Origin of the sequence: Symmachiella macrocystis (assembly GCF_007860075.1) — a bacterium.
Taxonomy (GTDB): Bacteria; Planctomycetota; Planctomycetia; order Planctomycetales; family Planctomycetaceae; genus Symmachiella; species Symmachiella macrocystis.
On record NZ_SJPP01000001.1, the window covers coordinates 1733733 to 1754701 of the forward strand.

The window sequence follows — 20969 nt, forward strand, 5'->3', positions numbered from 1 at the left end:
CTTTTGGTCTACGGGGCTATCGACCGCCGCACCAAATCGCGAGTCTTTTCTGTTTTCTATCCGTGTCTTATCTGTGTGAATCCGTGGCTAAGTTTTTTTGAAGCTTTGCTGCGTCTAATGGTGGGCTGCGTCTGCTGGTTCTTCGTCGAGATCATCGGAGAAATTGCAAAATCGATCGCAGGCCCCGCTGTTTTGCACCGCTCCGCAGAGCAGCATGATGCACAACAAGCCGGTGACGTAGACGGTTTTGCCGACGAAATTTGAGTTGCCGGCGTAATCTTCGCCCGGAATGCCGAAGTCATGTGTCCCCGGTGCCACCGAACCCCAGACCAGGACCGCTGCAGCGCAAATCAGCAACAACGCAATCCATCCGCCACCACGCAGGACAACGCGGAGCTTGCTCCAATTGACGGCAAACAGCCAGAAGACACACCAAGCGATGAGAGGAATCCAGGGCGTCAGCACGCCTCCAATTTCAGACAACACGGACCAAAACGCGCCCAACAGGTTGAGGATCGAATCCAACATCGGTCAATTCCGCTAAAACTGTGGCTGACGGTGACGGATCCCTCGATCCGCCGTGCCGCCTAAAATGTGTTTCACAATGAAGTTCCGCATTCTAGCGGAGTCCCGGAGTCGATGCCAGCACCCCTGGTCAACAAATTCGCTCCAAATTCCCAGCATCACGGCCAAGAGTAGACGCGTGTACCACAGCGGTTCGCAATCTTTATTCGCTGCAGCCAAATTAAAATAAACCGAGTTTGACGATTTTGCCGATGAGTGAACCGTAGAGTTTGTTTCGTGCGGTTGTTGTGTGGAGCATCGTATCAAGCGGGCCACCGAATTGTTCATTGAGATGAAAACAGATCGTCCCCGGTGATCCCTGTTCAGGATCGCGCAGGCGACGAAGGGAGATTAGGAAACATGTTGAGAGTCATCTCGTGCGGCGTGATGTTATTGGCAATCAGTGCGGGCTCCGGGAACGTGGCTCGTGCACAATGGGGACTGCCTTGTTTCGATTGTTGTACAACGTGCGCGGCGCCAGCTCCGCAACCGGTGACACAGGCCTATGTGCAGCCGGTCGTCTCGACGCAATATCGCCAACAGCAACAAATCTCTTATCAAGACGTGGCACAAACCGAGTACCGGCAAGAATCTTTCTACCAAAGCGTGCCGGTGACGACGTATGAAAATGTGACCGTGGATGAAGGGAGCTACCAACAGGTCTGGGTACCCAAGCTCACCACCAAGACCGTTGCCAAACAAGGGTATCAAACCCAACTCTCGCAACGGACCGTTCCCTATCAAGTCACGCGACGAATTCCGCGGGTGACGACACAGTTGGTTCCCGAGCAACGCATCAGCTATCAAACGTCTTACACGACCAGCTATGCCTCGCCGGTCTATTCGACATACAACACGGCCCTGTTGCCGCCGTTGTCGACACCGATCGTCACCGCACCGATCTCAAGGCCGTTGGCTACGAATCCAATTCCGCGTCGCTCCTACGAGAGTTCATCATTGGCGCCGGTGCCGGATCCTGAATTCGACGAATCGGGCCGCTCCACAAGCATTCCGCGGCGAGCGGCTTCCAACGATCGTTACGACGGTTATCGCAGCTCGGCGACCACCGCCAGCAAATTCGTTCCCGCCCCTTCTGCGGCAACGGTTTGGCAAACGCCGCGCGGCAGAACTTATCGTTAGGGTAACGAAGCAGCGTCGCCTGTAATGCGGGGAGTTGATCAACCGTCGGTTGAAATAAGGCCTCACGCAAAGTCGCCAAGCTTGCAAAGTGATTTGCAATGACGATAGCGCTGGGTATCGGCTGGCGTAGATCGCGTACAACGCGATGATATAAATTCAGTACAGAAACGGCATCCCCACCACACGGCCGCCATGTTTGAATCGGTTTCTCCCGATGATTTCTTGGCGGCCTTGGCGGCTTTGCGTGAGGCCTTGGTTTCTTCTGATTGCCCAATCCACATCACTGCGGCGAACATTCTTTTCTTACCATCTCTCGCGCGCGCTGCACGGATTCCAGCACTTGGCCCGCGTACCATTCTGTTGAAAATGGGCTCATGATGTAGGACTTGAGTGCCACGATCGGTTCGCCGTAGTCTGTTTCGCGATAGCAATCGGTTAACGACAATACGACGCCGCGGCCTTGCAGGGCCTCGTCTTGGATCAAATCAAAAATGCGGCGGTTGTAGTCGTTGTGTTGTAATAACTGATCCCGAAAGCGCGCGTCGGTTTGTTCGCGGTCCGGGAATGAGAAGGTGTCTACCTCGTCGGGGTAGACGCGGAAGAGTGTCACCGGGCCGAAGTTTTTGCCGTTGAGTACGTGAATTGCTGGATGGCTATCCAAGTGTTCCCGCAGCGATTCGGCCATCGACACCAGATGCCCCAACAACGAACGCAGGCCATCCTTGCCGAACAGTCGCAAGTTTGCCAGCGCTGCCATCGGGCCGCTGCCGCTGCGCGTCGTCTCTAACGTGTATTTACCGGGATGGTATTTTCCGCTTTGGAACAAATACGGCGTCGTCTCTTCGTCGCGTGTAATCAACTGCAAGTCAGCCGCATCCTTGCACAAGAACAGACTCGAGACATACGGCGTGAAGCCGGTCTTGTGGAAATCGATGCCAATCGAATCGGCCAATTGCAGATGCTTAATCCGCCGCCGCGTGCCGGCCAACGACCGGATCGTGCGTGGGGGAAATGCCAGCGGATTGGTTTCGAAGTTGTAGTCATTAAACACCGACCAGGCCCAACCGATGACGGCGTCGGCGTGAATGTGCGGACGATAATCCAGGTCATAGTCGCTGACCAATTGTTCGCGCAGGTCATAAACCGTTTGCAGGTCGTCCAACCCAAACGCGTCGGTGGTCCCCATCGTGGCGACAATCACGGCTATCTTTTCGCCGCGGTCTAATAATGCGCGGCAATGGGTTTCCAGCAGGCAAGGACGGATGGCGTTTTCAGGGTCGCTGGGTACGTGCACCACGTTTTGATGCCCTAATCCCATCCAACCCGCTACCGTTTGGCAAGCGTAATGCGCCTGCGTGGAACAGAGTAAGTGGGCCGGTTCGCGAATGCCGTGAGTCATAGTTCCGGGGCAAGCTTTTTCGAGACCGATCTTGGCACCGTACATCGTCGTGCCGGTTCCGCCAAATGTGAAAAAACCGCCCGCCTGCTGCGGATCGTAGCCAAGCAGATCGGCAGTCATTGCCACCGATTCCAACTCCGCCATCACGACGCCCCGCGCCGATTCGTCACTGCACAGATTGGGATTATAAATCGAAGGCAACAACCCGCCGATCACGCTGGGGATCGTCGGCGAAGGGACGACGTTGATCTGCGAGCGGGGATGTCCCCAAATGAACATGCCGGACAGATATCCGACCAGTTCTTCGGAAACCTCCTCGACCGAGTGCGGCGCGTCTTCCATGCGTCGCTGCCGGGCACTGTCGTAGTCCAACTCAATCGGCTGCCCCAACAAAGGCTTGACCGATTTCATCGCATCGAGCTGGTCGAGCGCGCGCATGAAGGAAAAGACAAAATACGAATCATGCAATCGATCGGAGACAGGTTGCGGAAAAGCGTTTTGCAGTTCACTGACGATGTCGAGGTAGGACATTATTTAAACTCTAGGCTGTGGGCTTTAGGCAGTAGGAATCTATTGAGTGTAGTGCTCTGTTGTATTTTAGGGGACCTCGTAGTCGTTGTGGGGAATTGTTTGGGGCCAAACTGGTAAACATCTTGGGCGGGGCGTGAAATCATGGGCTGTTGTTGCCGTTTATAGCCGACTTTTTGTAAAAACCGAAGATCGTGCTTTAATGGGATCGGGTGCAGTCCGCAGCGGGCGATTCTTCCGCACTTTGGTCGCCTGAGCGTCATTAACACCATTGCTGAATGCCACTTGCGAGAAATGTGGGCAACTTCTAAAATCACCCGCTGATTGGTCACTGAATAGCCTTGATATCAAGGTTTTCCGCTGTAGACAGTCGGTGCGCAGCGGTCTGAACGCGACAATGCCCCAATTCGAGCCTGTCGACCATCCAGTCCAACTTGAAATTTCAAATACCAGCATCGGTTGTCGCGGCAATAGACGCGTACAGCAAACGGGTACAACCCCCGCCAGTAGTCCGCTAGCAACCCTGTTGCCGTAGTCATAACTTTATGAACGATGATTCCTCGCACAACCGCATTGTGATCCTTGGCTCGACCGGCTCGATCGGCACGAGTTGTCTAGAGGTCGTCAGCGGGTTGGGTAGCAACATGGAAGTGCTCGGGTTGACCGCGCACACCAGTTGGCGGGAATTGGCCGAGCAAAGTCGTAAATTCCGCCCCCGGTGGTCCGTTCTCAGCGACGAGCGCATTCGCAGCCGCGTAGAGACCGCAGAATTCGGCAGCGACACCGAACTCTGCTTTGGGACGGATGCCATTGAAGATGTCGCGGCAGCGGACGAAGTGGATGTTGTCATCTGCGGGATTGTGGGAGTCGCCGGTTTACGCGGCGTCTCGGCCGCAATTTCGGCGGGCAAGCGGGTCGGAATCGCCAATAAAGAGCCATTGGTCATGGCCGGTGGGTTGATGATGAAGGCAGCCGCCGAACACGGGGCGACGATCATTCCCGTAGACAGTGAACATAGCGCGATTTATCAGGCGATGAAATCGGGGCAATCCAGCGAGGTCAAACGGGTTGTGCTCACAGCCAGCGGCGGACCGTTTCGGGGCTGGAAGCGGGAGCAGTTGACAGACGTCACCCCCGAAATGGCGCTGGCACACCCCACTTGGGATATGGGTGCCAAAATCACGATCGATTCGGCGACGCTGATGAATAAGGCGCTGGAAATAATTGAGGCAAAATGGCTATTTGGGCTGTCTGTGGACCAAATTGAAGTTGTCATTCACCCGCAATCGATCATACATTCGTTTGTGGAGTTCGTGGACGGTTCCGTGATAGCCCAGTTATCGCCGCCCGACATGAAATTGCCGATTCAGTATGCGTTGACCTACCCCCGGCGCGTGAGCGGAGTGGCACGTAAGCTGGACTGGTCGACTGGTATGAACCTACAATTCGATCCGCCGGACCGGGAAAATTTTCCCGGTTTGCAACTGGGCTTTGAAGTTGCCAAGCGGGGCGGTACGTGCGGCGCGGTCTTGAATGCCGCCAATGAAGGAGCGGTGGCTCGGTTTTTAGCGGGCGACCTTCGTTTTTCCGAAATCCCTCGCGCCTGTCGCGCGATTTTAGATGCTCACAATTTCGACCCCGATCCGACCATGACCGAATTATTACGGCAGGACGGATGGGCGCGAGAGGAGATACAGCAGTGGCGATCCTAGCCTTGTCGTTGAGTTCAGTTCCCAGCATTCTTTTGGCGGCGCTGGGTCTGGGCTTTGTCATTTTCATCCACGAGTTGGGCCACTTTGCCGTCGCCAAATGGTGCGACGTCAACGTGGAGCGGTTCAGCATCGGTTTCGGACCGGTGATCTGGTCCCGGACGTGGGGGGAAACCGAGTACGCGTTGTCGCTGATTCCTTTTGGGGGATACGTGAAGATGCTCGGCCAGGACGACATGGATCCCAGCCAGGAAACCGACGAAGACCTCGCCGAAGATCCACGATCCTACACCGCCAAGTCGGTGCCGCAGCGAATGGCGATTATCTCAGCCGGCGTGATCATGAACCTGCTCACCTCGGTACTGTTCTTTCTATTCGCCTTCAAATTGGGTGTCGAATTCACACCAGCGGTCGTAGGCTATACCCTGCCGGGTGATCCCGCTTGGGTCGCGGGTCTACGCACGGGAGACGAATTCACTCAGGTGAACGGCCGCACCGGTCGGCCGCTACGGTTTATCGATCTGCGGCAGGAAATTGCACTCTCCTCCGGCGATGTCCACGTGAAGGGAATTCGACGGATTTATGACGGCGTGCAAATGACCGAAGAGGATTTTACGACCACGCTCGTCCCCAAAACCGGCGACATCATCCCCACCGTCGGCGTAGCACCCAGCTTGGGTATGCGGTTGCCACAGGCTGCCGAGGGAGAAGAATTGACCGTGGTGATACCGGGCACGGCGGCGGCTAAATCAACTCCTCCCTTCGAGGGCGGAGACGACATCGTCAAGATCGACGAAGTCGACATTTCAGGCTATGCCGATCTGCAAAACGTCTTAGCGCGGCGCCGCGGGCAGGAAGTCACGTTCACCGTCAAACGGGGTAAAAAAGACGAGACGCCCACAACGCACGAAATCAAAACCCCGCCCAACTATTTCCATACGTTGGGTCTAAAAATGGATATCGGGCCGATTACGGCAATCCAACAGCGTTCGCCGGCAACAACCGCTAAACCTCCGTTGGCCATCGACGACAAGATCACACACATCATCAGCGAGACCGATGGCGAACGCGAAGTCGGCGCTGACTTAAACGCTTTAGAATTGCCCGACTACCTGGCGACATTGCAAGGGCAGGAAATCAAAATCCGCGTGAAGCGCAGCACGTCCGGCCAAGAAGAGTCGATCGAGTGTACGATCACGCCCGATGACCGTCCTGGTTGGACCGAAACCCCGATGGGTCCTTCGGTGCCGCTCACTATTCCGGCGATCGGTATCGGCTATCAAGTCATGCCGTTGGTCCTCAAAGTCGAAGAAGGTAGCCCTGCTTTTGGAGAAGTGAATCGCGGCGGCAAGCCGAGCTTTATCAAAAGCATCGAGTTCTTTCCGCCGATCAGCGAAGGGGCGGAACCGATTACTTTTGACAACAAAAGTGAGGACCCGATCAATTGGGCGTACGCATTTTGGGCCATGCAACAACATCCGGAAGCAGAAGTCGTATTGCAAATCTCCGAACAGGACTCGGGGCAGGAATATACGACCAAGAAACTCACTCCCAAACCGCGCGATCAAATGGGCAGCGAATGGTATCTGCCGATTCGGGGAATCCCCCTCAACATGCTCACCGAACGCCGCAAAGCGGCAACCTATAGCGAAAGTTTGTCCTTGGCCTACAACCGCACGAAGTCCTCGTTGCTGGAAATTTATCTCACGCTCCGCAATCTAGCGACGGGCCGTGTTTCGCCCAAGGCGCTGCGGGGTCCGTTGGGGATCGCTGAAACCGCGTATCATTTTTCCGAAAAAGGCCTGGGCGATCTGCTTTGGTTTTTGGGCCTATTGAGCGTCAGTTTGGCCGTGCTGAACTTCCTGCCGATTCCCGTCCTCGATGGCGGGCATATGGTTTTCTTGATCTGGGAAGGAATTCGTGGTAAACCGGCAAGTGAACGAGTCATGATCGCCGCAAATTATGTGGGGTTATGTTTCGTCTTGTGTTTGATGCTGTGGGTTCTGTCCCTCGACATTTTCATGCACTTGCTCGGCTGGTGGAAAATGTAAGCGGTGCTGGCAACGGCGTCCGCAAATTCCCCAGTCCGTCTTGGGAGGCGCAATGGTAGCTGGTCGAAATCGCGGACGATCGGGTGACAAAGCGGTCGCCTATTTGGCTGTGGCGTTTGTCGCCGCTGGAGGCATCCTGTTTGTCAGCGTAGCCGTTTTGTTATTCAGCCCCGATCCGCCACGCGTGTTTGGAATCATGGGAGCCGTCACCCTGGGGTGCCTGTTCCTGGTGTGGCTGGTGAGCGATCATCGTGATGGCCGCTCCCTGAAGGAACGTTACGGCGCATTGATCGGCTTGGGCCCCAAAAAAGAAAAGGTCAAAGTCAAAGTCAAACGCGTCAAGCGATCCGAGATGGAAGGTCCCAATCGGCCCCCCTCAGTGGACGACATTCGCGGACTCTCGGAAGGGACCAACACCTGGGTCCCGTCAGGCGGTCGACGTCAATCGGATGCGGATTGCTGATTCTCGGCGCGGGTCTTTGCCAAATCCCAGTGCGGCTTGGGAAGCGGAGTTTGTTGTGCCTCGATCGCTTGCGGTGTGTACGCTCGAATCGTCTCCACCACCCGGCCTAATTCGTCGGCCTGCATTTGAATCGACGACGGTAACCACACGCCCCGCGCTGCAATATCGCTCGACACCAAAAACTCGCCCGCTTGATCCGCATAAGGGGGCTGCGTGTGCAACGGTGGATAGAACGTGCGGCAGCCGATTCCCTGTTGTTTCATGTAATCCAAGAACGGCTGTTTCTGCACACCAGTGAGCAATGCATCCGCGAACCACGGCACAGTGTCGTCGCTACCCAACGGTAGAAACTGCAGCCACTCAAGGTCGGCCAGTTCCTCGGCATAGGTCCGCCATACATTTCGCCGACGTTCGATCCGCTCTTCGATGATCTTCAACTGTTCGATGCCAATCACCGCTTGTAGGTCAGTGAACTTGAAGTTGAAGCCGACTCCATCGTGCTGATCGACGCCCGGCTGTAGCCGATGGAAGTCTTTTAATTTGCGAATTTTTTCAGCAACAGCATCATCGTTCGTAACGATGGCGCCCCCCTGCCCTGTGGTGATGATCTTGTGCGGCGTGAACGAAAACACGCCGACGTCGCCAAACGTGCCAAGTTTTTGCCCCGCTGATTGCGAACCGAGTGCTTGACAGGCGTCCTCGATCAGCACCAGTCCGTGACTGCGGCAAAACTGTCGCACCTGTTGCATGTCGCCGCTACGGCCATTGATCGGCACATAAATCATCGCCAGCGTATCGGGACGCAAGCGGACTTTGTTGAGATCCATACAAAGTGTTTGCGGATCGACGTCGCACAGAATCGGCTCCGCCCCCGCCCAGCGCACAACGTTTGGCGTGGCAATCATCGTAAAGTCGGGGACGATGACCGAATCGCCCGGACCGATGCCCAACGCCAACAGTGACAGATACAACGCCGCCGTTCCACTGGTGACAACGGTGGCATGCTTGGCCGAAACAAATTCCGCCAACCGTTGCTCAAACTCCGCCGTCTTTTGAAATTCCGTCAACCACCCGCCGGAGCGGAGATAGTCCGTCACGGCGGCGATATCGTGTTCAGTCAAATACGGTTCGATTTGATGGATGAAGTTCATTTGGTGGCTTCCACATTGAGGCTGGTCAACAGGCCGTTGTCTTTGTCCATGTGCGGAACGTACGCTTGCGAATAGTCGTCGTAGCCGGCCAACTCGCCGACGAACACATCGCGCCACTCCCAATGCCGCACGTTCGTAAAACCGGCGTCGTTGAGAACTTGTTGGAGGGCAGCGAAGTCGTAAACCGTTTTGTGAAAAACGACAATGTCCGTCCCGGGGACTTCCCAGCGGCCGAAGATCGGGCCGATGACGAGATTCAAGTCGCCTTGCTCTTGATAGACGCGGGATAAGGCGGCGAAGTCGGGAACCGCCAACCGCAATGTCCCCCCCGGCGCTAGCACGCGCCGCCATTCGCGCAGTACCGCAGCGACTTCGATACGGTCAAAGTATTCCAACACATGCGAGGCATAGATCAACTGCACGCTGTCGTCGCTCAGCATAGGCAGCGTGGCGATGTCGTGCTGATGATCGATGTGCGGAAAATCGGCCAGATCGATGTGCAGGTAACCCGGCATCTCGCGTTTGCCGCAACCAAGATGAACTTTGACATCACTCACCGTCGAACCGCCTCCGATCAACGTCCGGCCCGGGATAGGGGCCGTTTTTGACTTCCAAAACCTGCGTGCCATCGTCGAGGATGTCGTAACTATGCCCGCCGCGGAGCAGTATTAAAACATCGCCCGCTTCCAGCACAACCTGTTCGACACGTTGTTCCGATTCATCGAACACGGTGCATTGCACCCGCCCGGTCAGTACACAGATCACTTCTTGGGTCCGGTCGATTTGCCGCGGCACGACATTGTGAATATGCGCCTGCAAATGCTTGCCCGCGTCATAACCCCACATGCCGACTTGGATGAAGTCGTCATCCTCGGAAAAAAAACTGAGGCCTGCTGCACGATCCGCCACAGTAATCAGCGTCGCCAATCGCACGCCATCTTTATCAATCGTAGCCAACGACGTATCTCCAGGGGCTCAGTGGCCAGTGTCCGGTGGTCAGTGGCCAGAATAAATGGACTAACGTAGTACGCGGGTCTCCCGACCCCGCACTACCCCGACCGCAGGTCTCCCCAACAAGGCTTTAGGCCGTAGACTTCAGGATTGGCCCACCCAAGTCGTCGGGCAATTCTTGTTCCCGTCACTGGCCACTCATTTCAAATCGCTTTGATAAATGAGTGCGGATTGAAAAAGCGGTACAGCTTGATCAATTCCACAATGCCGTCGTCCAGCGAATATTGGCATTCAAATCCGAGCGCCTTGGCTTTTGCGTACGAGACATAAAAATGCCGTACGTCTTTGTCGCACATACTGGAATCGACGATTTCGAACGATTCGTAGCGATGGATGTTTTCGGCGATATCCCGTTTGGAGTAGTTCAACTCCTCGCTGCCCATGTTAAAGACGCCGCCTCGCATTTGGTCGACGTGCTCCAGCGCGAAGAGATACCCGGCGACGCTGTCGTTGACATGCATGAAGGTCCGTTTGGAGTCGCCCGAATAGAGCACCAACGTCCCTTCGTGTATTGCTTTTTGTACGAAGTCATTGACCATCAACCCGGACCGCATACGGGGGGCCACGCCAAAGACGGTTGCCCAGCGTAACGAGATCGAATTCTCGCGTTGCATGATCACTCGTTCGGCTTGCAGTTTGGTCATGCCGTACAAGCTGACCGGAGCGACCTCGGTCTCTTCATCACTGACCGAACCGGACGCCCCGTAGATGGAGGTCGTCGAGGCAAAGACTAATAATTGGTCTTTGGAGAGATGATCGGAAATGCGGATCGAGGCATCAAGGTTGATCCGCTGCGCCGAGTTGGGATTGGCTTCGCACTCGGGATACCCGCTGATAGCGGCCAGATGAAAGACCACGTCACTGTCATCGAGGTACGACAGGTCCTCATTGCGGACATCGTTTTTGATCATCTTCAAATTCGGCCGCGAAACAAGATGCAGCACGGATTCGAAGCCGAACATGAAATTATCGACAATCGTGACTTGATGTCCGGCATCCAATAGCGCGGAGACCAAAGGCACGCCGACATAGCCTGCTCCACCGGTGACCAATATCTTCATCGCGTTAGAAACTCCTGGCCGAAACAAGGTCCCGAGCGGGGATGCACACCCGTACGTAGCGCGTCCGCGCGCATTTGGGTTGCTCCGCTCCGTAAGATGTATCGGCCGGACAAGCTGTAACGATTGAATCAGTTTTGCCGCCTCATTGAGCAATCTTGAGTTTTTCCCCAGCACATCGTGGCCCGCCTCCGTCTCAAATGTCCTGCCGCAGACGACAGGGTGGCTGACACAGATCGTTCGTGGGTGCACTACGTTGCTGAATTGAGACGCATCAAACGAAACAGGGGTCGGCTTTACAGCCGACCCCTGTCGAACGGGCAAGGATTCAATTTAGCCACCGAACCAGTCATTTCGCCGCCCTGGGACGAAAACGACTAGCGTCTCTCTTTACACCAATTACTTGGACTCGCAACAGGTTTGCGGAGCCGCACAATTTGATGGGGCACAGCATCCCGGGTCGGCGGGGCAGCAGACCTGGACCGGCACCATCTTGCAGGTGACGCGGGGCACGCAACGGGTGCAGGTGACCTGAACCTGACGCGGCACGCATTTGCGACGTGTGACGTATTTCGTCTCACAGACTTGCTTGCAAACACGGTACGGAACCTTGCGGGTGCAGGTTTGCTTCACGTGGTGGCACGTTGTGTACGGCACCTTCTTGGTGATGCATTCGCACTTGTAGGTGCAAGTCGTGTACGGCACCTTTTTGGTGATGCATTCGGTGACCATGCGACAAGTACGGTACGGTACTTTCTTGTGACAGCACTGGCGAACCATCGTGCAGGTCGTGTACGGCACGCGACGCGTTTTGCATTCGCGGACGTAGCTGCAAGTCGTGTACGGAACCTTTTTGGTCGTCGTGCACGGGATGCATTTCACACAGGTGTAAGGCACGCGGCGATGCTTGGTTTCCGTGACATAACGGGTGCAGCAAACAGTCTTTTTAACCGTCTTGGGGCACCAGACTTTGCGGCAAACCGTCGTGCCGGGGCACTGTTGTTTGACCATGCGGCAGCAACCCGGTTTGTAGATGCAGCAACCACAGCAGTTGGTTTCCCAAGTACCGGGATCGCAAACGCATTTGCAAACCACAGGACCGGGGCAGTGTTCCGTGACGGTTTTCCATTCTCCACAGCAAACGTCGATCGTCTTGGTCTCAGTGACGGGCTTGCAGACCGTGTAGCAGCAATCGCGATATTTGGTTTCGCAGACGCGTTTGTAGGTCGTGCAGCAGACGTCACGGTAGCATGTCTTGTAAACCGGCTTGCAGACTGTGTAGCAGCAGTCGCGGTAGCAAGTTTTGTAGACCGGTTTGCAGACCGTGTAGCACACATCACGGTAGCAGGTGTTGTAGACCGGCTTGCAGACTTTGCAGCAGACGTCGCGATAGCAAGTCTTGTAGACCGGCCGGCGAACCGTGCAGCAAACGTCGCGGTAGCAAGTCTTGTAGACCGGCTTGCAGACGGTGTAGCAGCAATCGCGATAGCGTGTTTCGTACACATTGCGGGTGCACTGCACCGGCACTTTTTCGCAGACAGTGTCATACACTGTTTTGCAGCATGTGTACTGTTCTTTTTCCCATTTGACTTCCCGCACTTGCTTGTAGCAGGTGCAGCAGTTCGATTTCGCGGCACAATAGTCCCCGCTCGGGGCACAACAGGATGTTGGGCAGCATGAATAGTTCGCTGCTCCACAATATCCTGCTTCGGCTGTAGTTCCGTCGCATGCAACCAAGAATAGCCCGGCGGCGACGGAGATCCAAAATGCGTGTTTCATCTCTCCGATTTCCCCAAAAAGTGTCAACATTTCGTACGTCTGACAACCAGACGTTGCCCGTTCATCTCTTTTCTTCGACACACGCATCCTGCCCTCTTTAGCCATCCTGCTTATTTTCTCCGCACTTCGTATACCCGCCAGCGCCCGCCCCCGGCGCAAGGGGGGGATTCGGCGCAACCGACACGGTCGGTGCAATAGCCAGCCCCGACGGAGCTAGGAGGCAGGAGCCATGGCTGATTCTGCCGACGATTCAGCCCAACAGCCTACCGGTTTTACAGAGGGACGTGCAGAAACCGGGTTATCCGCACTTCCCTAGGTATCTACCCGCAAGAACTGCACGTCATCCGCCACCACGTCCAGCAGCGCCACGGATGGTTCGCTGGTGCGGAATAATGCGCCGGGGTTGATGCGGCGGGTGGGGCCAGATTGCCAGTCGCGGGCGGTGTGGGTGTGGCCGGTGAGTAGGTAATCGGGTTCGGATTCCAGCAGCGGCCGCAGGTCGATCGTCATGTGGCCGTGGACGACGGCGATCCGTTTCCCGCGATGCTCGAACTGCCCGCCCCATTCCAGACAGGTTGCCCCATACTGGGCCGCTGCCTGTTTCAAATCGGCGGCGCTGTCAGCATCGTGGTTGCCGAACACAAAGTACAGCGGCAGCACCGCACAGATCTCAACGATTTCGGGGCTCGCCAAATCGCCACAATGCACCAACACCTCCGCCCCCTGCTCTTGCAACACCCGCACCGCGGCTTGCGTGCGTTTGACGTGATTGTGTGTGTCCGCGAGGATGCCGATCATGGGGCGTGTTTCACTTAGCGTTTGGTCAATCCCCCGGTGGTGCCTGAGCCTGAAGGGCGAGGGATTTGTTATCATACAACAGTCTCATCAAAGGGGAATGCGTCATGTCGAGTTCTCGTGATAACACACGGCCAATTAAATCGCTCAGTGCAACAGACGGGATTCGTGATCGGCCAGCCATGTATTTGTCCGAATTCGGCCAGCCGCATGCAGTGAATTCTCTCTTGCAGGAATGCCTGTGCATTTCACTGGACAACGCGTTTGAAGGTTGTGCAACAGAGATTCGCATAACACTCCGCAAAGACGGGAGCATCGCCATTTGGGACAACGGACCACCACTTCCACTCATTGGCAGCGACGGATTGCCAGCCATTCAGCCTCTCTTGACGAAACTCAATGCTTGCCGCGACGCCAAACGTGCCGTCCATAAAGATCTGTGCCGTGTAGGCGTCGTTGTTGTCAACGCGCTGAGCGAGTGGCTGAAAGTCGATTGCGGCATCGATGCCCGGCATTGGCGACAAGAGTATCAACAAGGATCCCCGGCCGGTCCTTTCGTCGACATTGGCGACACGACTGAAACATGGGAACAAATCAGCTTTCTGCCAGACCGCTCCCTCCTAGGTGAAACGCAATTCGACATTCCCACATTTCAGCGATGGTTTACGGACCAACAATTCGCAATCTCGAATTGCCGTATCACGCTCGAAGATGATGTTACAGACGAACGAATATTGTTGTCGTGATGAATTACACATCGAGCCTATTTCGTCGGTGGGGCGACATTTTCCCCACGCCCTTTCACCGCCGTTACCAGCCAGATGCCGACGATGACGCACACGGCGGCGACGGCTAGCCAGGGGGAGAGTTGGTCGCCGCGGAAGATGACGCTGAACGTTAGGCCAAATAGCGGTGAGGCGAAACTGAAGACTGAGATTTGTGAAGCGGCGTGCCGTCGTAGTAACAATGCCGAGAGCGCGAAACAGAAGCCGGCCACCACCACGCCTTGATACAATAGCCCCAACAGCGAAGGGGTGTGCTCGACGCTGAATTGCCAAATCACAGCCGGTGTTACGTGGAGTAGGTTCACTCCTTCGAAGAGTGTGGTGTAGATCGCAAACAGCACGACACCGACGAGGCCGCTATGAAATGTGAGGGGACCCGGTTGCACTTTGCGTAGCGCGTGTTTGGTATAGATGATCTTGACGCCCAACAAAAACCCGCTGGCCAACAACAGTAGGTCGCCTGCGAGTGTGGCGGGATCGCCCTTGGTCGGTGTTGTGTTTTGCGTATCGACCGCCACGATCAGCACGACGCCTGATCCGGCGATGAGCAGTCCCAGCACGCGATTCCAGGTGAGTTGCGTCGCCCGCATCACAAAATGTTCCAAGGCCACCACCCAAAAGACATAGGTGTTGACGAACAGCGTCGCATGCGAGGAACTCGACCGGGCCACCCCGAGATGAAATGCGCCGATCTGCAAAAACAACAAGATGCCCGTGATGAGTACCGACCGGAACTGTGTCCGATTCAGTTTTAGTCCGACGCCTTCCCAGCGACACCAAAGCAGCATGAAGAGCGTTGCGAGCACGAAGCGAATCAAAGCGGTAGAGATCGCGGGAATATCGACGGTGGAGAATTTGACTGCGACAGCATTGGCGCCCCACAAAGCCGACATCAACACGCACAACCCAGCAGTCGTCATACTTAAAGGTTGCTGGGTGACCAGATGAGCGGGTTGCGACTTGGATGGCATGGGGGCGATATCTGCGGATGGAATCGGCGGTGTATTCTTGCGTTTGCTTTGACACAGAATACCAGTTTCCGCCGAAATGCCCAGGGCGGCGACGATGCAGAGATGCGTTCGAATTCATGTGCGGATTTTGTGAATTGCCGGAATGTCTACGAAATGGGGGCGCCACCAACATAAAGAAGTCGGTGACGCCCCGATTTTGAATCCACTGCCGCGATTGCTTTTCCAGGGCAATTTCTTGATGGGCGAGTTCTGTTACGGTTGCGGCTCGCGGGGAATCTCGCCGATTTCCGCGAATTGCAAAATTCCGTTGACCCATACCAAACCAAAGATCGTGCCTACGTCTGTTTCACATCCCACGGTTTGCATGCCGCAAGGCTGCGTGGGGCAACTTTGAAACGGCATAAAGCCGACGTAGCGCCAGCCGTACAACTGTTTACGGCCGCACGGATCACAGGCGATCACCGCTTCGTAGAATCCGAAGGGGACGTTAGTGGCGTAGATCCCCTGGGGTCCAACTTGTCCGTCGGCTACAGGGGTTTCATCCGTTCCTTTGGGAATCAATCCGCCACCAGCCTCTACAACTTCCGCAACGCTACTGATGATTTCATCGACCTGTTGATCGGTTTTGACGCCCACGCTGGTCAGCTTCCAACCATCCTCCAACTTCATACTTAACTCGCCGATGCCCAAGCCAGGTTTCAACTCGACCGAGTATTCCTCAGCGAAATCGGGCATGTACACCAGATCGATGGAAATCTTTTGTGGAGCTTGGGGAGCCCCCGGCGCTGGGAGTTTTTGAAATGTATTCTCGTCGGTTACGTCGCCATCTGTACCAGACAACTGATAGCCAGCTTGTGCGATTTCCTCCGCATTGCCAGTTTGGCCGGTCTTGATCTCCAGCGGTTTTCCTTGCTGAATGGAAAACGTACTAGCCCCACCGCCACCACCACCACCGCTCGTTCCGGGCGTTATAAACAGATAAGGTTTCGGCCGGTAATAACGAAACCCTTTGTCGTCATATCCGGGGTCTTTTTTGACAACCACACGCGTACAGCCGACGAACATTAGGGCTGCACACAGTGCGCATGCTGCCTTCCATTGGAATTTCATACTAGCGTCCTTGCCCAAAAAACATGGAGAATTGTAAAGTCGCCTGCCTGCTGTCGCTTCGCATCGGCAGGACAAAAACGAATCTTCGCCAACCTGGGCATCCTCGGAATCCCTCCCGTAACCGAAAAAGTCGCGAACAAAACCCCAGGGCGATCGTCATTTTTTTGTCTCGGTGCGGGATTACCCGAGACGAAACACTATTTCTTGTGATCCAATGGGTAGAAGGATCCGTTGGTCAAGGAAAGACCTCCATTTGAGAGAGACGTGTTGCCGCACAATTTTTTCTGTTAATTGGGGAATGAATCGCATGACCACCGACCATTGTTGTCCCCGTTGTCAGGGTGAGCTGAGTGATGAAAAAGCGTTGGCCGGACATTTGAAATGTGTTTCGTGCGGAAAGCACGTGCCGCTGGATGTCGCTGCGCCGGATCTGACAGAGTATTTGCTCTACACCTTGTCCCTTCCTGAGCGGACAGTCCGGAGTACAGTAGCGTTGGCATCCGGGGCGGCGCGCGAAGCGGCGGAATTGTTGGTGCCCCGCGGGTTTCATAATTCCAAGACTTATGAAGTCGTTGTCCGAAATTCGCTGCGTTTCCTTACCGAGGATATTGGCAAGACGAAACCGGCTGAGGTTGCTGAAGCCGAAGCGGGGATGGACGGCTATTTGGCTCGTAAGGCGGTGGGCAACTTTGTCGATCTGGCGGGGTTGTCAATGATGCATCTCTCGCCGATGTGGATGCTGGCGATTGTCAGCGACGTGGCGTATGGGACGCAGGTGTATGCCCAGGAATTGGCGACCGAATTGAAAACGCAAGGATTGATCGACGAGACTTCGACAATCGAGAAGGTGGACGACATTTTGGATGCTGTGCGGAATGCGTCCGGGCAGGCGGCCGGGTTGATTGATGCGCCTCCGTTGTCGGTAGCCGAACTCAAAAAGTCGTTGGACGAAACGCGAGCGGCGATTTCGGCAGCCAACTATACGTCGATCATTCCGGAATCGGAAATCACCAGCTATTGGAATGAGATGCGAGCAATCGCCGGACGGGACAACGTGAGTCTATTGAATGTCTCGACGGCGGTCACAATGCACAGCCTCGGCAAGGCGCAATCGGTGGCGACGGGCACGATGACCGGCATCAGCGTGGCCGGCATTCTGTTCAACAATGTGATCATCGGCCATTATGCGGATTCACTGAAGACGATGAACGAACAAGGTTTCTACGCGACCGTCAGCCAATCGTACGCCCCCTACATCGATGCCGTCTGGACAAATTTTTCCAGCGACGAGGATACGATTACTGAAGGCGTACTGGATGGTAGCCTGATCAAACGCGCCTACGGGACGGTCTCTGCCTGGCTGGGCCGGGGAACGGTGCCGGCAGACCCAATGCTCCCGGCGGATCCATCGCTCCCGGCGGGGGCTGATGGGCTTGAGGAAGGTATCGGAAGCCGCAATACGTCGTCGGGGGTAAAGCGGTAATCATCGATCATTCGACAGTCCCAATGCGCTCGACGTCCAATTGACTTCCCTCACGCCTGTCCCCTCAAGCCTCACGCCTCCTCCCCCGGACCGGCATTTTCATGTGGGAGCAAACGCGTTAGAATTCGGGACGTATTGTGCAGCGGATGCCCGAACTGAATTGGAAGGATCCTGGATTGTGTATGCCGATTCTGATGCCGGCCGACGAGTCATTCGGTTATTCCCTGTGTTGTGTCTGGTCATGCTGGCTGGCTGCGGCGGCCATCAAGTGATTGATCCCGGCACGGGGCCGATCACGCAACAGACGCCCGGACCGGTGGTTTCTCAGCAAAGCGGAGACTTCTCGCCCAATCCCGGGCCGATCAAACATGTCCCTGTGTCTCAGATCGTCGATATCCCCGACCGCAGTGAAACGCAGCATTATTATGAAGTTCGGCAGGGAGATACACTCTCCGGCATCGCCCGCGCCCACCAAATTCCGCTGTCGCGACTACTGGACAGCAATGGCTTAGACGCCACCTCGACACTGCAGCCGGGCCAGTCGATTTTTTTGCCACCGGCACGGTAAGACGTCCTCATTCGTGCAATCGCGAATTCCTTCACCCCAGATCAAAAGGGTCCCGAAACCGTGTCGCAAGAAATCCTCTGGGCGCCCTGGCGGCTGCAATACATCAAAGAGCCTAAGGACGAATCCGGGCCGGATTGCTTTTTGTGCCGGTACATTGCGGAGCAAAACGACGTTGAGAATCTTGTCTTGGCGCGTGGTCCACGGACAATCACCGTGTTGAATCGGTATCCGTACAACAACGGGCATTTACTCGTTGCGCCGCTGGCCCATAAGGGGGATTTTGAGCAATTGGATGACGACGAGATGCTGGAGTGCATGCAGGTCTTGCAGCAAATGGTCTCGGCCATGCAGCAAAGTCTGGCTCCGCAGGGATTTAATATCGGGCTGAACCTGGGACACGTCGCCGGTGCGGGGCTGCCGGGGCATTTGCATTGGCATATCGTTCCGCGCTGGAGTGGCGACACGAATTTCATGACCGTGGTTTCTGAAACGACGGTGATCCCTCAATCATTGCGTGCGTTGTACGATTTATTAAAAGAGACGCTAGGCGATGAAGCAAAATAACGCTGCACCGTTGCGGTATGATCTTACCAGCACCGTGAAAAGTAGGGGAAAGTACGTGCGATGTTGGTTGCAATCCAACCTATCAATCGATTCGCACCCTGGAATTCGGGCCGATAGCCGAGGGTATGACACTAGTTTTCGTAACCCCGGGACCGCGATTGTTGAGAGGGACTGCCAAGAAGTCGTGATTGAAGTGGCGCGGCCGCTTGATTCTTGGCTCAAAACAGACGACAATTTTGTGAAGTTGCTCACATTCAAACCGTCGCCGAACCGAAAGATTGTTGACTGGCCTTACCGTCCTGATCTGAAGCATGCGCTGCAATAGATTTTGCAGGACTTTTTTTGAAATCTCTTGCCACATCTGAATCGCTGATTTGGGTTGGTGCGGCGGTCCATTCACCGCATGGATTTTCCCACAGGCGCAGTTGTCAGCAGGACTGGAATTCCTGCAATGCTTGACTCCCGAATCGCGGCGGAACGGGAACCGTTTAGATATTTTGATGCTGTCAATTCGATTCGCAGGAGATGAACAGGCATCTTGCCACGTATGGACCGCTGAACCGCATGTGCAAGGTTGCTCGAAACATTCTCTAGCATCGCTGTGATCCGACGGTAGGAACGAAGGATCTGATCGAATCAGAATGCGGCTTAGGGCGGCGATGATCTATTCTTGAATTTAACTTGTTTGATACCAAGTGCGTTAACCACCGCATTTGCTGTTTAGGTGTAGTATGCTATTCATCATCATTCGTTCGGTTTATTTGATTGTCTGCGCAGGCGTGGTGGGCATGTTCGTCAATGCGCCTGAACGCCCCCAACTGATCAGCGACTACCCGGCCACGTCGTTTATTGTCTTGATGTTAATCACGCAAATGGCAACGCTGGCCGATTTCGGTTTGCGGCGATTTAGCGTGCAGGTGATCTCGGCGGTTTACTTCGGACTGTTAGTGGGGTGGTTGTTGAGCAACCTCCTTAATCAGGCGCTCGAACCGGTCGTCGCCGATTCTCCCTATCGTTCGCTGTCCCAGATTTTAACGAGTATTGTCGCCCCTTATTTGTGCGTGACGTGGTTGTTGCACACGAAGGACGATTTTCGCTTTATCATTCCCTATGTGGAATTTTCTAAGAAGGTGAAAGGGGGACGCCCCTTCATCTTGGACACCAGCGCGATCATCGATGGACGGATCGCAGATATGGTCGACACCAACGTGCTTGACTCAGAATTGATCGTGCCGACGTTTGTGCTCAAGGAACTTCAAAATATCGCGGACAGCAAAGAAAAGCTGCGGCGAAATCGCGGTCGCCGTGGGTTGGATATTTTGGCGCGATTGCAGGCCGATGAGAAAACCGACGTCCGCATGCACCATGTTGAAAACGGCGAGGAATCGAAAGGCTTGTCGATCGATCAACGGTTGGTGGAAGTCGCCATGGAACTTGGCGGACGGGTGGTGACCAACGACTTCAATTTGAATAAGGTCGCCAGCGTGCAAGGCGTGGATGTGGTGAATCTCAACGACGTGGCCAACTCGCTCAAGCCCCGCTATCTGCCGGGCGAACGGATGCAGATCAAAGTCATCAAAGAAGGGGAAAGCATCGGCCAAGGCGTGGGATACCTTGATGACGGCACGATGGTCGTGTGCGAAGCGGCAGGCGATCTTGTCGGCACTGATGCGGACATTATCGTCACCAGTGTCCTGCAAAACAGTGCCGGGCGTATGATCTTCGGGAAACTGTGGGATCACGACGAGCATTGACCCTAGCGCGGCCTAGCAGAGGGTTGAAAAAGCGTGCCACCAGCACGTGTTCAGCGCAAGAGAAACGGCGAAGCGACTTCGCCCCG

The 20969-nt window shown here is 55.3% G+C and carries 19 protein-coding genes; 9 read left to right on the forward strand and 10 right to left on the reverse strand.

The window, feature by feature from the left end; genetic code table 11:
* Positions 1-114: 114 nt before the first annotated feature.
* Positions 115-528 carry a hypothetical protein gene (locus CA54_RS06705; protein WP_146370039.1) on the reverse strand — a complete coding sequence of 138 codons (414 nt, stop codon included), beginning with the start codon at positions 526-528 and terminating at the stop codon, positions 115-117.
* A 396-nt stretch (positions 529-924) separates the two neighbouring features.
* Between CA54_RS06705 and CA54_RS06710 the strand changes: the two genes are divergently transcribed.
* Entirely contained in the window at positions 925-1704 is a 780-nt protein-coding gene (locus CA54_RS06710; RefSeq protein ID WP_146370040.1) for a hypothetical protein, read from the forward strand.
* A 280-nt stretch (positions 1705-1984) separates the two neighbouring features.
* On the opposite strand, the gene CA54_RS06715 is transcribed toward CA54_RS06710, so the two are convergent.
* On the reverse strand, positions 1985-3634 hold the full coding sequence (locus CA54_RS06715; protein ID WP_231962991.1) for a pyridoxal phosphate-dependent decarboxylase family protein: 1650 nt from the start codon (positions 3632-3634) through the stop codon (positions 1985-1987).
* Positions 3635-4176: 542 nt separating this feature from the next.
* Here CA54_RS06715 and dxr point away from each other — a divergent pair.
* From dxr to CA54_RS06730, 3 genes are read left to right on the forward strand one after another with little or no spacing between them, the layout of a single operon-like run.
* On the forward strand, positions 4177-5343 hold the full coding sequence (gene dxr / locus CA54_RS06720) for a 1-deoxy-D-xylulose-5-phosphate reductoisomerase (protein ID WP_146370042.1): 1167 nt from the start codon (positions 4177-4179) through the stop codon (positions 5341-5343).
* Positions 5331-7391: a site-2 protease family protein gene (locus tag CA54_RS06725; protein ID WP_197532251.1), complete on the forward strand. Its 2061-nt coding sequence runs from the start codon at positions 5331-5333 to the stop codon at positions 7389-7391. The genes dxr and CA54_RS06725 overlap by 13 nt, the downstream gene beginning before the upstream one ends.
* A gap of 52 nt (positions 7392-7443) precedes the next feature.
* Complete coding sequence (locus CA54_RS06730) at positions 7444-7854, forward strand: hypothetical protein (protein ID WP_146370044.1); 411 nt, start codon at positions 7444-7446, stop codon at positions 7852-7854.
* On the opposite strand, the gene CA54_RS06735 is transcribed toward CA54_RS06730, so the two are convergent.
* From CA54_RS06735 to CA54_RS06760, 6 genes are all read right to left on the reverse strand, one after another.
* Positions 7833-9005 (reverse strand): DegT/DnrJ/EryC1/StrS family aminotransferase, encoded by a 1173-nt coding sequence (locus tag CA54_RS06735; RefSeq protein ID WP_146370045.1) that lies wholly within the window; start codon positions 9003-9005, stop codon positions 7833-7835. The genes CA54_RS06730 and CA54_RS06735 overlap by 22 nt on opposite strands.
* Positions 9002-9562: a methyltransferase domain-containing protein gene (locus tag CA54_RS06740; protein ID WP_197532252.1), complete on the reverse strand. Its 561-nt coding sequence runs from the start codon at positions 9560-9562 to the stop codon at positions 9002-9004. Before CA54_RS06740 ends, CA54_RS06735 begins: the two co-directional genes overlap by 4 nt.
* Positions 9555-9962, reverse strand: coding sequence for a hypothetical protein (locus CA54_RS06745; RefSeq protein ID WP_146370047.1), 408 nt, complete (start codon positions 9960-9962; stop codon positions 9555-9557). The genes CA54_RS06740 and CA54_RS06745 overlap by 8 nt, the downstream gene beginning before the upstream one ends.
* A gap of 197 nt (positions 9963-10159) precedes the next feature.
* Positions 10160-11077 (reverse strand): NAD-dependent epimerase/dehydratase family protein, encoded by a 918-nt coding sequence (locus tag CA54_RS06750; protein WP_145373977.1) that lies wholly within the window; start codon positions 11075-11077, stop codon positions 10160-10162.
* A 396-nt stretch (positions 11078-11473) separates the two neighbouring features.
* Positions 11474-12853, reverse strand: coding sequence for a hypothetical protein (locus tag CA54_RS06755; RefSeq protein WP_146370048.1), 1380 nt, complete (start codon positions 12851-12853; stop codon positions 11474-11476).
* A gap of 312 nt (positions 12854-13165) precedes the next feature.
* Positions 13166-13651, reverse strand: a complete 486-nt coding sequence (locus CA54_RS06760; RefSeq protein WP_146370049.1) for a metallophosphoesterase family protein — start codon at positions 13649-13651, stop codon at positions 13166-13168.
* 104 nt (positions 13652-13755) lie between these two features.
* Here CA54_RS06760 and CA54_RS06765 point away from each other — a divergent pair, with 104 nt between their 5' ends.
* Positions 13756-14394 (forward strand): hypothetical protein, encoded by a 639-nt coding sequence (locus CA54_RS06765; RefSeq protein WP_146370050.1) that lies wholly within the window; start codon positions 13756-13758, stop codon positions 14392-14394.
* 17 nt (positions 14395-14411) lie between these two features.
* On the opposite strand, the gene CA54_RS06770 is transcribed toward CA54_RS06765, so the two are convergent.
* On the reverse strand, positions 14412-15404 hold the full coding sequence (locus CA54_RS06770; RefSeq protein WP_146370051.1) for a DMT family transporter: 993 nt from the start codon (positions 15402-15404) through the stop codon (positions 14412-14414).
* Between the two features lie 252 nt (positions 15405-15656).
* A complete protein-coding gene (locus CA54_RS06775; RefSeq protein WP_146370052.1) occupies positions 15657-16514 on the reverse strand; it encodes a hypothetical protein in 858 nt (285 codons plus the stop codon).
* A 307-nt stretch (positions 16515-16821) separates the two neighbouring features.
* Between CA54_RS06775 and CA54_RS06780 the strand changes: the two genes are divergently transcribed.
* From CA54_RS06780 to CA54_RS06795, 4 genes are all read left to right on the forward strand, one after another.
* Positions 16822-17997: a hypothetical protein gene (locus CA54_RS06780; RefSeq protein WP_146370053.1), complete on the forward strand. Its 1176-nt coding sequence runs from the start codon at positions 16822-16824 to the stop codon at positions 17995-17997.
* A gap of 178 nt (positions 17998-18175) precedes the next feature.
* The gene (locus CA54_RS06785) at positions 18176-18565 is read left to right on the forward strand and encodes a LysM peptidoglycan-binding domain-containing protein (protein WP_146370054.1); all 390 of its coding nucleotides are present in this window, start codon (positions 18176-18178) and stop codon (positions 18563-18565) included.
* A gap of 60 nt (positions 18566-18625) precedes the next feature.
* A complete protein-coding gene (locus CA54_RS06790) occupies positions 18626-19129 on the forward strand; it encodes an HIT family protein (RefSeq protein WP_146370055.1) in 504 nt (167 codons plus the stop codon).
* A 731-nt stretch (positions 19130-19860) separates the two neighbouring features.
* Positions 19861-20883 carry a PIN/TRAM domain-containing protein gene (locus CA54_RS06795; protein WP_146370056.1) on the forward strand — a complete coding sequence of 341 codons (1023 nt, stop codon included), beginning with the start codon at positions 19861-19863 and terminating at the stop codon, positions 20881-20883.
* The last annotated feature ends 86 nt before the right edge of the window (positions 20884-20969 follow it).